Below are 13,452 nucleotides of genomic sequence, written 5' to 3'. Positions count from 1 at the left end.
AACCCCGGTCCGACGCCGCCGACCCGGACCAAGCCCACCCGGCACGCGGGGGACAGGACGATCAGGCACGACCCAAGATCTCGGCCACCACGGCCGACTTCGCGTCCGCGTACTGCTGCACGTACGCCCACTCCCGCGACGCCAACTCCCGCTTCACCCGCTCGTACAACTCCCGATCCGCCACCGAGCCCCGCAACCGGTCCCGGAACGCCAACATCCGCCCCACCTCCGGCTCACCCTCCGTGAACACGTGCAGGTTCACGTTGGTGTCCGGCCCCTTGAACATGCGGTGCTCGAACCACTCCGGCTCACGCACCACCAACACGTACCCCACCGCCTCCAACGCCGGCACGTACGACACCTCGTCCGCCGAATCCGCGACCGTCAACACCACGTCCACCACCGGCTTCGCCGCCAACCCCGGCACCGACGTCGACCCCGCGTGCTCCAACCCCACCACCACCCCACCCAACGCACCCCGGATCCGCGCCGCCTCACGCTCGTACAACCCCGGCCACGCCGGGTCGTACTCCACCAACACCACCCGACCGTCCAACCGCGGCGCCTCACCCACGTGCGCCGCCCGGATCTCGTCCTCCGACGACCCCACGACCCGCTCCCTCCGTAGTCCGGCGGGCCAGGATAAGACCATCAGCGCGGCAACGGCGACGGCTTTCCCACCGCGAACAGGTCACCCCCCGCACCCACCCGCTCCCGCACCTCGTCGGCCAGGAACACCAGGTCCTCCACCACCCGGCACGCCTCCACCTCCGCCCACGACACCGGCGTCGACACCGACGGACGCGCCCGCGCCCGCAACGAGTACGGCGCCACCGTCGTCTTCGCCGGGTTGTTCTGCGACCAGTCGATCAACACCTTCCCCGTGCGCTGCGCCTTCGCCATCCGCCACACCACCTCATCCGGCGACTCACCCGCCAACCGCTGCGCCACCCCCTTCGCGTACTCCGACGTCCGCTCCGCCGACGACACCGACACCGCCGCGTACACCTGCAACCCCTTCGACCCCGACGTCTTCACCACCGGCGACAACCCGTCACCCTCCAACACCTCCCGCACCCGGCACGCCACCCGACAACACTCCACCACCGTCGCCGGCTCACCCGGATCCAGGTCGAACACCACCAGATCAGGGGAGTGCCGCCCACCCCGCACACCCACCGACCACTGCGGCACGTGCAACTCCAACGCCGCCAGGTTCGCCAACCACACCAACGTCGCCAAGTCCTCCACCACCACGAAGTCCGCGTACTCCGCACCCCGCGACGACCCCGGCGTCTCCACCCGCACCGTCCGCACCCACTCCGGCGCGTGCGACGGCGCGTTCTTCTCGAAGAACGACTTCCCGTCCACCCCGTTCGGATACCGCCGCAACGTCACCGGCCGCCCCGCCACGTGCGGCAACAACACCGGCGCGATCCGCGTGTAGTAGTCGATCACCTCCGCCTTGGTGAACCCCACCTCCGGGTACAACACCTTGTCCAGGTTCGTCAGCCTCACCCGACGACCCTCCACCTGCACCAACGCCTCAGCCGTCACGCCGCACCTCCCCGGGCACCCGATCCGGCCGCAACCCCCGCCACGTCGGGAACCGCATCCGCCCGTCCGCCGTCCACTGCCGGTGCGCCACCTCACCCACCAACACCGGACGCACCCACCGCGCACCCCGCGCCCGCTCCCGCGGCACCCCCGACACGAACGGCGACCCCTCCACCTCCAACGACGACAACCGCGCCGTCAACCGCTCCAACTCCGACTGGTCGAACCCCGTCCCCACCGACCCCGCGAACACCAACCCACCCTCACCCGGGATCCCCAACAACAACGCACCCACCAACCCCTCCCGCTTGCCCACACCCGGCCGCCACCCCCCGACCACCACCTCCTGCGTCACCACCGACGTCACCTTCACCCACTGCGGCGACCGCTGACCCGGCACATACCGCGAATCCAGCCGCTTCGCCACCACCCCCTCCAACCCCTGCTCCCGACTCGCCGCCAACACCGCCGCACCCGCACCCGGGAACGCCTTCGGCGTCAACCAATGCGCCCCCCGCAACCCCAACCCCTCCAACAACTCCCGACGCCGCACGTACGGCAACTCCACAGTCGGGGAACCGTCCAGGTGCAACACGTCGAACACCAGGAACGTCACCGGCGTCCCCGCCACCAACCGACGCGCCTGCGCCGCCGACGCGTGCATCCGCTGCTGCAACGCCCCGAAACTCGGCCGCCCACCCCGCAACGCCACGATCTCCCCGTCCAACAACACCTCCGTCGCACCCAACTGCGCACCCAACCCCTGCAACTCCGGATACGTCCCCGTCACGTCATTGCCCAACCGACTCGTCAACCGCACCCGACCACCCTCCACCCGCGCCACCGCCCGCACCCCGTCCCACTTGAACTCGAACGCCCACTTCGACGCCGGTCCCGGCAACCCCGCCGCCGGCGTCGCCAACATCGGCGACACCGACTCCGGCAACGGCACCCAACCCGGACGCACCGCCTCGTGCCGCCGCCGCACCATCCAGTCCTTGCCCCCGGCCGAATCACGGCGGAAGAACACGAACTCACCCTCCACCCGCGAACCGCGCAACACCACGTCCACCTCGCGGTCCGACCACTTCACCGTCTCGTACCGGCCCCGATCCCAGATCACCATCCGACCCGCGCCGTACTCACCCTTCGGGATCACCCCCGAGAACGACGCGTACTCCAACGGGTGATCCTCGGTCCGCACCGCCAACCGGATCGTCCCCGGCTCCGACGGCAACCCCTTCGGCACCGCCCACGACACCAACACCCCACCCCGCTCCAACCGCACATCCCAGTGCAGCCGCGACGCGTGATGCTCCTGGATCACGAACGTGTCATCACCACCACGCGGCACCACCGCGTCACCACCCGGCACCGGCTCCGGCGTCCGCCCCGGATCCCGCTTGCGCCGGTACTCCGAAAGATCCCCACCCATCCCACGCCGCCCCGCCTCAGGCGGGCTTCGCCTTCTTCTTCGCCGGAGCCTTCCTCGACGACGACCCCGAACCCGCCGACGACCCGCCGGCCGCCTTCTTCGCCGCAGGCTTGCGACCCGCCGACTTCCCACCCCGAGCCGACTTCGCCTGCTCCACACTCCGCTCCAACGCCGTCATCAGGTCGATCACCTCACCGGCCTGCTCCACCTCGGGCCGCTCCGGCAACTCCGCACCCTCCGCCTTCGCCTCGATCACCTTCTGCATCGCCTCGGTGTAATCATCCGAGAAATCACCCGGATCGAACGACCCCGCCATGCTGTCCACCAACGACGACGCCATCTTCAACTCCTGCGGCCGAACCTCCACATCCGAACCCAAGAACTCGAAATCCGGCTTCCGCACCTCATCCGGCCACAACATCGTGTGCATCACCAACAAATCCTCACGCGCCCGCAACAACGCCAACGTCTCACGCTGACGAATCGTGATCTTCACCACCGCGAGCTGCCCACTGCGCTCCAAAGCGGTCCGAAGCAACACATACGGACGCGTCGCCGCCTTGTCCGGCTCCAAATAATAAGACTTCTGAAAATAGATCGGATCCACTTCCTCGACCGGCACAAACTCCACCACGTCGATCGCGTGATCCGTTTTGATCGGCAACTTGTCGAAGTCCTCGGCATCCATCACCACGACCCGACCGTCGTCCAGCTCGTACCCCTTCGAGATGTCGGCGTACGCGACCTCCTCGCCGCACACCTGACACACCCGCTTGTACCGGATGCGCCCACCATCCTCCCGGTGCACCTGGTGGAACCGGAAGTCGTGCTCCTCCGTGGCCGTGTACAACCGGACACCGATCGTCACCAACCCGAAGGAGATCGCCCCACGCCACACGGACCTCATGCCACGTGACTACCCGCGAACAGCACGATCCGCACCAGCACGTCACCCGAACGGACTAACAATCCCCATCCCCGCCACCAGCACAGAGGGGCCGGCACGGGGGAGCAGCACAAGGGGGAGCGGCCTCAGCCACCATCCCGCCACAACCGCCCCGACCGCACCCGCTCCACACTCCGCCGCAACGCACCCAACAGATCCACCCCACCACCCGTCTCCTCCGGCGCCCGCGCCACCGGCACCACCGCCCCACCCGCCGCCCTCGCCTCGATCAACCCACCCAACGCCTCCCGATACCCATCCCGGAACACCGACCCGTCGAACGGCGCCGTCATCGACTCCACCAACACCTCCGCCACACCCACCTCGACCCCACCCGACACCACACCCGACAGGTCGAACCCCGGCTCCCGCACCTCATCCGGCCACACCAACGTCTGCAACACCAACACCCCACCCCGAGGCCGCAACACACCCAACACCTCCCGACCCCGCAAACCCACCCTCACCACCGCCACCCGCGACAACCGCACCAACACATCCCGCAACACCACATAAGACCCCACCGCCACCCGCTCCGGCTCCACGAAATAACCCCGACCCAACAACAACGGATCCACCTCACCCCCACCCACGAACTGCACCACCTCGATCGTCCGCTCCACCCCGGCCGACAAACCCGCCACATCCTCCGCCCCCAACACCACCAACCGCCCATCCGGCAACACGTAACCCTTGGCCACCTCCGACACCTCCACCCCCGCACCACACACCGAACACACCCGCCGATGCCGCAACCGACCACCATCCACCCGATGCACCTCGTGCAACCGCACACCACGATCCCGCGTCGCCCCGAACAACCGCACCGGGAACACCACCAGACCGAACGACACCGAACCACGCCACAAAGCCCTCATGACCCCTGCGTACACCCGTGCGAACATCGACTCACCCAAGTCACCCGCACAGCCCAACCCACCCCGCGCACCACTACTCCCGCTGCGGCAACCGCGCCAACGACGCATAAGTCCGATTGCCCGCCACCGCCGCCCGCCGCTCCCGCGCCGTCGCCTCGATGTAGTTCTGCGACGTCGCCAACGACGCATGACCCAACAACGCCATGATCTCCGACGCCGACGCACCGTCCTCCGCCAACCGCGTCGCGAACGTGTGCCGCAACGCGTGCAGATTGGCGCCCGACGGCACCCGGTCGTGCAACCCCGCCCACCGGAAGCACGACCGCACCAGGTACTCCAACCCGCCACGCCCGATCGGCTCACCGTGCCGATCACGCAACAACGCCGACCCCCGATCGAACCGCCCCTGCGGGAACCGCCGCCGACACGACTCCAGGTACTGCTCGATGATCCGATCCATCGCCGGCTCGATCGGCACCGACCGATCCCGGTTCCCCTTGCCGGCCACGTGCAGCCGCCGCTCACCCGGCCGACCCACCACCGACGCCAACGTCAACGTCCGCATCTCCGCCGACCGCAACCCCGCCACCAGACCCAGCGCCAACACCAGCACATCCCGCTCCGGCCACGGATCACGACCCTGCCGCGCACCCTCCGCCGCCGCCGTCAGCAACCGCTCCGGCGTGTCCTCGCCCCGCAACGGCTTCGGCACCAGGGGAGGGGTCTTCGGCCGCGCCACCGCACCCATCGGGTTGCCCGCCACCAACTCCTCCGCCACGCAGAACGTCAGGAACTGGTTCCACGTCGACCACGCCCGCAGCACCGACGACTTCGCATGCGAATCCGCGAACACACCGAACGCCGCACGCAGGTTCCGCGCCGTCAGGTCCGCCATTGTCAACCGGTCCGGGGGAGTGGCGGCCACCTCCGCCAACAACGCCATCACACCCGCCAGGTCACGCCGGTACGCCGCCGTGGTGTGCGGCGAATCCTTCCGCGGCCGACGAGCGAGGAAGAACGACTCCTGAGCGGCAAGCACAAGCATGTCGATCTTCATACCGCACACCACCGACAATCAGCCGACCCATGACTGATGGATAATGGCAATTATCCATCAAAAAGCGGTCCGGAAGGGGTTCCCGGTCCGACCGGGGGATGCCGCTCCCGAACACCCGCCGCCGGCCGATTCGACCCCTGGGAACGCACACGTGCACCACGCGTGCCCCGTCACATGCCGGTCCCGACGCCCGGGCGACCGCGGGATGGCCGCCGAGGACTCGACGCCGGGCCGGCGCCCGGTTGATCAACATCTGGAGTGAACCCGACGTGCACGTCGTCGCGACATCCGCTGACACCACCCATGATCCGTCACTGTGACGTTTCTACGGTGGCGTGTCAGGACGGGCTGACCCCGCCACCGCCGCCGGCCTGCCGGGTGTGCGGCGCGGCTGCGCCGACGCTGGTGGCGTGGCCCCGCCGCGCCGCGTCGGCGTGTGCCCGGCCGCGAGCGATCGTCGGTGGCGTCGATGCACGCGAAACGACGCGTAGGACCTATGTGGACGGTCCGTGCCCCGGCCCTGTCGACCAGCCGTTCCACAACGCCGATAATCTACATTATGTTAAGTAGATCGTCGGACGCGCTCTCGCGGATACGGTGGCCGTGTGGACGACAAGCAGCTCTTGCGCTCCTCGTTCGGCGCGGTGGCCGCCGCCTACGCCGAGCACCGTCCGGACTACGCGCGGGCCGCGGTGCGTTGGGCGCTGGAGTTCGCGCCCGGTCCGCAGGTGCTCGACCTCGGTGCGGGAACCGGCAAGTTGACCGCCGTGCTGGTCGAGCTCGGTGCCCAGGTGATCGCGGTGGAGCCCGATCCGGCGATGCTGGCCGAGTTGCGGCGGGTGCTGCCCGCGGTCCGTGCCCTGTCGGGCGGTGCCGAGTCGATTCCGCTGCCGGACGCGTCGGTCGACGCGGTGGTGGCAGGCAATGCCCTGCACTGGTTCGACATGGCCGGCGCGGAGCCGGAGATCGCCAGGGTCCTTGCGCCGGGAGGTGTCCTGGCGGGCTTGTGGAACGTCCTGGACGACCGGGTCGGGTGGGTTGCGGGTCTGGCGCGGGTCGGTGGGTCGGCGGTGGCCGGTCCGCGTGACGTGGTGAGTGGTTGGCGTGCCGCGACGGCGGGTCTGCACCTTCCGGGTCCGGGCCTGCTCCCCCGGTTCGGCTCGGCGGAGCAGGGCGAGTTCCCGCACGGGCAGCGCCGCACCGTCGATTCCCTGGTGGCGACGCTCGCGACGCGTGCGGGGGTGTTGGTCATGTCGGAGCGGGATCGGGAGGTGGTGGTCGGTCGGCTGCGTGCGTTCCTGGAGGGCCGGCCGGAGACGCGTGGTGGCGGGTTCGTCCTGCCGATGGCGACCGGTGTGCTGCGCGTTCGGCGGCTTTCAGGGGTCGTCGGTGCGCAGGTGTCCCCTGGTGTGCCGGTGGGTGTGTGGGGTGGTCAGGTTCGGGGGTTGGTCATGCGGTCGAGGATGGCGTGGTAGTGGGTGTTGGCCATGATGCCGAGGATGTTGCCGAAGGGGTCGATGACGCTGGCGGTGACGTAGCCCTCGCCGCGGACCTTGGGTGCGTCGTGGGGTGTGGCGCCGAGTTCGGTGAGGCGGTCGAGGGTGGTGTGGAGGTCGTCGACGGCCCAGTAGGTGATTGCGCCGGCGGGGCCGGTGTGGACGTCGTGGGGTGCGTAGTCGCTCTTGACGATGCCGAACTCGTGTTCGTAGTCGCCGATGCGGAACTCGATGTAGCCGCCGGGGACGGTGAAGTAGGGCTCGATGCCGAACAGGCGGGTGTACCAGGTGGCGGCGGCGTCGAGGTCGTCGGCGAAGAAGCTGGTGGTGGTGAGTCCGCGGAGCATGGGTTCCTCTTTCGTGGTGGTGGTCTGTTGTCACCTACTCTGGCGGTCAAAGTGCTCACCAAGTGAGCACTTTTCGGGCGAGGATGGGTGCATGCGTGCGGACCGGTTGGTGGCTGTCCTGTTGTTGATGCAGGCGCGGGGTCGGGTGACGGCGGCGGAGTTGGCGGGTGAGTTGGAGGTGTCGGTGGCGACGGCGCGTCGGGATCTGGAGGCGTTGTCGGCGGCGGGTGTGCCGGTGTACCCGCAGCCGGGGCGTGGTGGTGGTTGGCGGTTGGTGGGGCGTGCGCGGACGGATTTGAGCGGGTTGACGGCGTCGGAGGCGCGGGCGTTGTTCTTGTTGGTGGGGCCTGCGGCGTCGGGGTCGCCGGAGGTGCGGGCGGCGTTGCGGAAGTTGGTGCGGGCGTTGCCGGAGACGTTCCGGGAGGGTGCGTTGGCGGCGGCGGACGCGGTGGTGGTGGATGTGGCGGGTTGGGGTGGGGTGGGTCGGGTGCGGCCGGGGTTGGTGGAGGTGTTGCAGGGTGCGGTGGTGGGTCGGCGGCGGGTGGTGTTGGTGTACGAGGGGCGTGGGCGGGTGCGGTCGGAGCGGGTGGTGGAGCCGTGGGGGTTGGTGGACAAGGACGAGGTTTGGTACTTGGTGGCGGGTACCGGGGCGGGTGAGCGGACGTTCCGGGTGGATCGGGTGGTGTCGGCGCGGGTGACGGATGAGGTGTTCGTGCGGCCGGCGGGGTTCGACCTGTCGGTGGCGTGGGAGCGGGTGGTGTCGGAGGTGGAGCGGCGGCGGGGGTCGGTGTCGGCGGTGGTGTCGGTGGAGTCGCGGTTCGCCCGGGTGTTGGGTGATCAGTTCGGGCGGCAGTGCGAGGTGGTGGAGGAGGTGGGTGGTCGGGTGAGGTTGCGGTTGTCGGCGACCACTCCCCTGATGATCGCGCAGGTGTTGGCGGGGTGGGGTGGGTTGGTGGAGGTGGTGGAGTCGGGTGAGGTGCGGGCGGAGTTGGCGCGGTTGGGTGCGGAGTTGGTGGCGTTGCACGCGGGGCGGTGACGCTGTCCCGGGGGTCTGGTCAGGCCTTGGGGTCGGGGGTGGTCATGTGGTGGTGGATGCGGTCGCGCAGGGGTTTTTCGCGCAGTGCGCGGAGGGTGGCGTCGACGAGGGTGGTGAGGGGGTAGGGCAGTTCGTTGTCGAGGTCGTGGGCGGCGGTGGTGGTGGCGGTCCACTCGGCGGTGAGGGTGGGGAGGATGGTGTGGGCGTGGTCGGTGAGGTGGACGATGCGGGTGCGGGCGTCGTCGCCGGGTTTGAGGTCGACCAGGCCGTCGCGGCGCATCTGGTTGACGGTCTGGCTGATGGCGGAGTGGGTGACGCCGATGGTGTCGGCGAGGTCGCGGATGGATTGGGGTCCGTTGCGGTGGACGATGTGGATGACCGGGGTGTAGCGGGGGCGGAAGTTCGGTAGGCCGAGGTCGGTGTAGACGCGGGCGACGTCGCCTTCGAGCAGGTCGAGCAGGTGGCGCAGGCGGGTGCCGAGGAATTGGCCGGCGGGTGTGTGGTCCACTCCCCTAATGTAACAGTGCTGTTGTTTCTGTGAGGAGGGGTGATGTACCCGGAGATCGAGCCGTACGAGCACGGGATGTTGGACGTGGGTGACGGCAACCTCGTGTACTGGGAGGTGTGCGGCAACCCGGAGGGGAAGCCGGTGGTGTGCCTGCACGGTGGGCCGGGCACGGGCTGCTCCCCCGCGATGGCGCGCCAGTTCGATCCCGAGGCCTATCGGATCGTGTTGTTCGACCAGCGTGGCAGTGGGCGCAGCGTGCCGCACGCGAGCGTGTACTCGACGGATCTGTCGGTGAACACGACGGCGCACCTGGTGGCCGACATCGAGCGGGTGCGGGAGCACGTGGGTGTGCAGCGGTGGATGGTGTTCGGCGGGTCGTGGGGTTCGACGTTGGGTCTGCGGTACGCGCAGTCGTTCCCGGACCGGGTGACGGAGGTCGTGCTGGTGGGGATCACGACGAGCCGGTACGCGGAGTTGGACTGGCTGTACCACGGGTTGGGTGTGCTGTTCCCGCAGGAGTGGTCGCGGTTCCGGGCGGGTGCGGGTGAGGGTGCGACGGATCTGGTGGCGGCCTACGACGCGTTGCTCAACGACCCGGATCCGGTGGTGCGGGAGAAGGCGGCGACGGATTGGACGGACTGGGAGTCGTCGATCGTGTCGTTGGACCCGGAGTACCGGCCGGGGCCGCGGATGGCCGATCCGGCGTGGCGGATGGCGTTCGCGCGGTTGTGCGCGCACTACTTCCGGCACCGGGTGTGGTTGGAGGACGGTGAGGTGATGCGGGACGTGGAGCGGTTGCGCGGTATCCCGGCGATCCTGGTGCACGGCCGGTTGGACCTGCAGGGTCCGTTGTGGACGGCGTGGGAGTTGGCGCGGGCGTGGCCGGACGCGGAGTTGGTGGTGGTGCCGGGTGCGTCGCACGCGGCGTCGGACCCGGGTATGGGTGAGGCGGTGGTGGCGGCGACGGACCGGTTCGCGCGGCGGTAGCGGGTCGCGGTGTGGCGGGACGGTCCGCTAGGGGCGCCAGACGGTGGTCGTCCTGACCGCGACGCCTTCCAGGTTCGGGGGTACCGGTACGGGGAAGGCGGCGACGCGGGTCCAGCCGCGGGGCATGAACGACCGGTGTGGGTCGCCCACCAGTACGAGCGCGCCGCGGCGGTGGGCGGCCAGCAGGAAGGGTTCGACGCGGGCGGCCATGTCGCGGTCGTAGAACACGTCGCCGGCCAGCAGGACGTCGGTGTCGGGGGTGGTGTCGAGCAGGTCGCCGGGTGTGATGGTGAGGGTGACGTCGTTGGCGCGGGCGTTGAGGGTGATCGCCGTGGCCGCGACCGGGTCGACGTCGTTGGCGGTGACCCGGCCGCCCGCGCGGGCGGCGGCGACCGCGACCAGTCCCGAGCCGGACGCCAGGTCCAGGACGCGGCGGCCGGCCAGCAGTTCCGGGTGGTCCAGGACGTACCGGGCGAGCGCCTGGCCGCCGGCCCACGGGAATGCCCAGAACGGCGGCTCGGGCGATCCCGTGCGTTCCCACAGCGTGATGATGTCGTCGGCCGTGTGCAGCACGATCTCCGGTGTCAACGGGACCGGCCGGGTGCTGGTCACCGAGAGGACGAACGCGGCGTGGTCGGTCTCCCCCGCGTCGGGTCCGGGTTCGTGCGGGCCGTCCCGGTGCGGGTGGGGTGGGTGCGGGTGGGGTCGGGCCACTAGGCCGACAGCCTCTGCGGCTCCAAGGCCCGCGACAACCCGTCCATCGACAGTCCGACCGCCTCGCACAGCGCCGCCACGGTGAAGAACGCGGGCGTGGGCACCCGGCCGCGTTCGATCTTGCGTAGCGTCTCCACCGAGATGCCGGCCGCCGCGGCCACCTCCACCATGCTGCGCCCGCCGCGGGCGTCGCGCAGGAGCCCGCCGAGGCGTTCGCCGCGGTCGCGGTCGGACTGGGTGAGTGGCTGTCGCACCATGCTGTGATAGTAATACCGGTATAACTATCACGGTAGGGAGCATGTGGTGATCGAGTTGAAGAGCCCCGGCGAGTTGGACGCCATGCGCGCCGCCGGAGTCGTGGTGGCCGACGCGCTGGCCGCGGTGCGCGACCACGCCGCGATCGGGGTCTCCCTGCTGGAGCTCGACGAGGTCGCCCACCAGGTCATCCGCGACGCGGGCGCCGGGTCGTCGTTCCTGCACTACCACCCGTCGTTCGCGCCCACCCCGTTCCCCGGCGTCATCTGCGCCTCGGTCAACGACCTCGTCGTGCACGGCATCCCCGACGGCTACCGGCTGCGCGACGGCGACCTGGTCAGCATCGACTGCGGCGCCCACCTCGACGGCTGGCACGGCGACTCCGCCGTCAGCTTCGTCGTCGGCCGGGCCGACCCCGCCGACCTGCTGCTCATCGACACCGCCCGGCGCGCCCTGGAGGCCGGGATCGCCGCGGCCGTGCCGGGCGCGCGGATCGGCGACGTCTCCCACGCCATCGGCGTGATCGGTCGCGCCGCCGGCTACGGCATGCCCGCCGACTTCGGCGGCCACGGCATCGGCCGCGCCATGCACGAGGCGCCCGGCGTGCCCAACGAGGGCAGGCCCGGCCGCGGCCTCACCCTGCGCCCCGGCATGGCCATCGCCATCGAGCCGATGTTCCACGCCGGCGGGGGCGACGCCTACTACGCCGCCGAGGACGGCTGGGCCCTGCACACCGTCGACGGCAGCCGCGCCGCCCACGTCGAGCACACCGTCGCCGTCACCGAGGACGGACCCCGCGTGCTCACAGCCCCCCGGCTACCCGCAGCACCGCGCCGGTCGTGAACGACGCGGCGTCGCCCAGCAGCCACGCCACCGCCTCGGCGATCTCCGCCGGCTCGCCGGGACGGCCCAGCGGGATGGTCGACGCCACCCGGTCGGGCCGGTCCGGCACCCCCGACAGCTCGTGGATCGCGGTGCGGACCGTCCCGGCCGCCACCGCGTTCACCCGGATCCCCCGCGGACCCAGCTCCTTGGCCAGGCCCACGGTCATCGCGTCCACCGCCGCCTTGCTCGCCGCGTAGTGCACGTACTCGCCCGGCGACCCCGTCGTGGCCGCCGCCGACGACAGCGACACGATCGACCCGCCCGCCACCAGGTCCCGCGCCGCCCGCCGCGCGCACAGCAACGCGCCCACCACGTTGACCTCCACCACCCGGCGCAGGTCCTCGGTCCGCAGCCGCGCCAACGGTCCCACCGGGCTGGTGACGCCCGCGTTGATCACCACCCCCGTCACCTGACCCAACCCCGCCGCGGCGTCGAACAGGGCGTCCACGTCGGCCTCGTCGGACACCTCCGCCCGCACCGCGACACCGCCCACCTCCCGCGCCAACGCCTCCGCCTCCCCGGCCGCGGCCCGGTAGCCGATCACCACCCGGTGCCCGTCGGCCGCGACCCGCCGCACCACCGCCGCGCCGATACCCCGGCTCCCGCCCGTCACCACGATCAGGCCAGCCACGCCGTCACCTCCGCGTCCACCACGTCCTGCCCGGTCACCAGCATGTGCGCCAGTCCGGGCACGTCCACCAGCCGCGCGCCCGGCACCGCCGCGCACAACGCCGCCTGCACCGGCCGGAACGCCGCGTACTCCCCCTCGCCCCGCACCACCAGCAGCGGCACGTCCACCCGTCGCGCCCGGGCGAGCACGTCCAACGGCTCCGCCGCCGCGCGCGAGGCGTCGGTCCACGTGTAGGGCTCCAGCGCGCCCACCGCGATCGACGCCTCCACCACCGCCTCCACCCGCACCGCCGGGTTGACCACCGCCACCCGCCGCACCGCCACCACGTCCCGCACGGCCGTGACCAGGCAGACGTGCCCGCCCGCCGAACCGCCGACCAGGTCCACCGGCCCGTCGTCGCACCCCAACCGGTCCCGCGCCGCCCCGACCAGGGCGGGCATCGCGGCCACCGCCGACTCCACCATCGCCGCGTACCCGTCGGCCACCGGGTCCGGGCCCTGGCCCCACGCCGGCAGTGCCGCGTACAGCCGCCACGCGTCCACACCCGTCAACGGCAACGCCTCGGCCATGGCCTCCGGTGTCCCCGGCTCACCCAGCAGGTGCCACACCACGACCAACCGCCGGCCACCCCGCGCCGGGGGTGCCGCCACGAACCGCACACCCGCCGCCTCGCCCGTGATCATCACGACCCCGAACCTACGTCCCGCCGACACCACCGGA

Annotated in this window: 16 protein-coding genes; 4 read left to right on the top strand and 12 right to left on the bottom strand. The window is 70.8% G+C overall.

The features are described 5' to 3' along the window. Positions 1-61 precede the first annotated feature (61 nt). The 6 genes from AB0K14_RS20710 to AB0K14_RS20685 all read right to left on the bottom strand — a co-directional run bounded on the left by AB0K14_RS20710 (position 62) and on the right by AB0K14_RS20685 (position 5,873). Positions 62-610 carry a GrpB family protein gene (locus AB0K14_RS20710; protein WP_360451660.1) on the bottom strand — a complete coding sequence of 183 codons (549 nt, stop codon included), beginning with the start codon at positions 608-610 and terminating at the stop codon, positions 62-64. Positions 611-651: 41 nt separating this feature from the next. Further along, positions 652-1,557 carry a non-homologous end-joining DNA ligase gene (gene ligD / locus AB0K14_RS20705; protein WP_360451658.1) on the bottom strand — a complete coding sequence of 302 codons (906 nt, stop codon included), beginning with the start codon at positions 1,555-1,557 and terminating at the stop codon, positions 652-654. Beyond that, a complete protein-coding gene (gene ligD, locus AB0K14_RS20700; protein ID WP_360451656.1) occupies positions 1,547-2,992 on the bottom strand; it encodes a non-homologous end-joining DNA ligase in 1,446 nt (481 codons plus the stop codon). The genes ligD (AB0K14_RS20705) and ligD (AB0K14_RS20700) overlap by 11 nt, the downstream gene beginning before the upstream one ends. A 16-nt stretch (positions 2,993-3,008) precedes the next feature. Then, positions 3,009-3,899 carry a Ku protein gene (locus AB0K14_RS20695; protein ID WP_360451654.1) on the bottom strand — a complete coding sequence of 297 codons (891 nt, stop codon included), beginning with the start codon at positions 3,897-3,899 and terminating at the stop codon, positions 3,009-3,011. Between the two features lie 125 nt (positions 3,900-4,024). Continuing rightward, a complete protein-coding gene (locus tag AB0K14_RS20690; protein WP_360451652.1) occupies positions 4,025-4,816 on the bottom strand; it encodes a Ku protein in 792 nt (263 codons plus the stop codon). Between the two features lie 73 nt (positions 4,817-4,889). Further along, on the bottom strand, positions 4,890-5,873 hold the full coding sequence (locus AB0K14_RS20685; protein WP_360451650.1) for a tyrosine-type recombinase/integrase: 984 nt from the start codon (positions 5,871-5,873) through the stop codon (positions 4,890-4,892). Between the two features lie 605 nt (positions 5,874-6,478). Between AB0K14_RS20685 and AB0K14_RS20680 the strand changes: the two genes are divergently transcribed. Then, complete coding sequence (locus AB0K14_RS20680; RefSeq protein ID WP_360451648.1) at positions 6,479-7,348, top strand: class I SAM-dependent methyltransferase; 870 nt, start codon at positions 6,479-6,481, stop codon at positions 7,346-7,348. Here AB0K14_RS20680 and AB0K14_RS20675 read toward each other — a convergent pair. Beyond that, entirely contained in the window at positions 7,306-7,716 is a 411-nt protein-coding gene (locus AB0K14_RS20675) for a VOC family protein (RefSeq protein WP_360451646.1), read from the bottom strand. The two genes, AB0K14_RS20680 and AB0K14_RS20675, sit on opposite strands and share 43 nt — an antisense overlap. Before the next feature lie 91 nt (positions 7,717-7,807). Here AB0K14_RS20675 and AB0K14_RS20670 point away from each other — a divergent pair, with 91 nt between their 5' ends. Beyond that, positions 7,808-8,752, top strand: a complete 945-nt coding sequence (locus AB0K14_RS20670; RefSeq protein WP_360451644.1) for a WYL domain-containing protein — start codon at positions 7,808-7,810, stop codon at positions 8,750-8,752. Positions 8,753-8,771: 19 nt separating this feature from the next. On the opposite strand, the gene AB0K14_RS20665 is transcribed toward AB0K14_RS20670, so the two are convergent. Next, a complete protein-coding gene (locus AB0K14_RS20665) occupies positions 8,772-9,260 on the bottom strand; it encodes a MarR family transcriptional regulator (protein WP_360451642.1) in 489 nt (162 codons plus the stop codon). A gap of 42 nt (positions 9,261-9,302) precedes the next feature. Between AB0K14_RS20665 and pip the strand changes: the two genes are divergently transcribed. Next, positions 9,303-10,247 (top strand): prolyl aminopeptidase, encoded by a 945-nt coding sequence (gene pip, locus AB0K14_RS20660; RefSeq protein WP_360451640.1) that lies wholly within the window; start codon positions 9,303-9,305, stop codon positions 10,245-10,247. Between the two features lie 27 nt (positions 10,248-10,274). On the opposite strand, the gene AB0K14_RS20655 is transcribed toward pip, so the two are convergent. After that, entirely contained in the window at positions 10,275-10,961 is a 687-nt protein-coding gene (locus AB0K14_RS20655; protein WP_360451638.1) for a 50S ribosomal protein L11 methyltransferase, read from the bottom strand. Then, on the bottom strand, positions 10,961-11,218 hold the full coding sequence (locus tag AB0K14_RS20650; RefSeq protein WP_360451636.1) for a helix-turn-helix transcriptional regulator: 258 nt from the start codon (positions 11,216-11,218) through the stop codon (positions 10,961-10,963). The genes AB0K14_RS20655 and AB0K14_RS20650 overlap by 1 nt, the downstream gene beginning before the upstream one ends. A 46-nt stretch (positions 11,219-11,264) precedes the next feature. On the opposite strand from AB0K14_RS20650, the gene map reads away from it, so the two are divergent. Continuing rightward, on the top strand, positions 11,265-12,059 hold the full coding sequence (gene map / locus AB0K14_RS20645) for a type I methionyl aminopeptidase (protein WP_360451634.1): 795 nt from the start codon (positions 11,265-11,267) through the stop codon (positions 12,057-12,059). Here the strand turns inward: map and AB0K14_RS20640 are convergent. Both AB0K14_RS20640 and AB0K14_RS20635 read right to left on the bottom strand, forming a co-directional pair. Next, positions 12,019-12,732, bottom strand: coding sequence for an SDR family oxidoreductase (locus AB0K14_RS20640; protein WP_360451632.1), 714 nt, complete (start codon positions 12,730-12,732; stop codon positions 12,019-12,021). The two genes, map and AB0K14_RS20640, sit on opposite strands and share 41 nt — an antisense overlap. Then, a complete protein-coding gene (locus AB0K14_RS20635; protein ID WP_360451798.1) occupies positions 12,720-13,415 on the bottom strand; it encodes a hypothetical protein in 696 nt (231 codons plus the stop codon). Before AB0K14_RS20635 ends, AB0K14_RS20640 begins: the two co-directional genes overlap by 13 nt. Positions 13,416-13,452: the final 37 nt, after the last annotated feature.

It is taken from the genome of Actinosynnema sp. NPDC050801 (assembly GCF_040673975.1).
Classification (GTDB): domain Bacteria; phylum Actinomycetota; class Actinomycetes; order Mycobacteriales; family Pseudonocardiaceae; genus Actinosynnema.
This window is presented reverse-complemented; position numbering and strand designations above follow the sequence as displayed.

Bases quoted from the DNA above. Each gene is read 5' to 3' on its own strand.
- pip (WP_360451640.1), top strand. From the start codon at position 9,303: ATGTACCCGGAGATCGAGCCGTACGAGCACGGGATGTTGGACGTGGGT.
- AB0K14_RS20675 (WP_360451646.1), bottom strand. From the start codon at position 7,716: ATGCTCCGCGGACTCACCACCACCAGCTTCTTCGCCGACGACCTCGAC.
- AB0K14_RS20690 (WP_360451652.1), bottom strand. From the start codon at position 4,816: ATGAGGGCTTTGTGGCGTGGTTCGGTGTCGTTCGGTCTGGTGGTGTTC.
- AB0K14_RS20650 (WP_360451636.1), bottom strand. From the start codon at position 11,218: ATGGTGCGACAGCCACTCACCCAGTCCGACCGCGACCGCGGCGAACGC.
- AB0K14_RS20670 (WP_360451644.1), top strand. From the start codon at position 7,808: ATGCGTGCGGACCGGTTGGTGGCTGTCCTGTTGTTGATGCAGGCGCGG.
- AB0K14_RS20695 (WP_360451654.1), bottom strand. From the start codon at position 3,899: ATGAGGTCCGTGTGGCGTGGGGCGATCTCCTTCGGGTTGGTGACGATC.
- AB0K14_RS20685 (WP_360451650.1), bottom strand. From the start codon at position 5,873: ATGAAGATCGACATGCTTGTGCTTGCCGCTCAGGAGTCGTTCTTCCTC.
- ligD (WP_360451656.1), bottom strand. From the start codon at position 2,992: ATGGGTGGGGATCTTTCGGAGTACCGGCGCAAGCGGGATCCGGGGCGG.
- AB0K14_RS20635 (WP_360451798.1), bottom strand. From the start codon at position 13,415: ATGATCACGGGCGAGGCGGCGGGTGTGCGGTTCGTGGCGGCACCCCCG.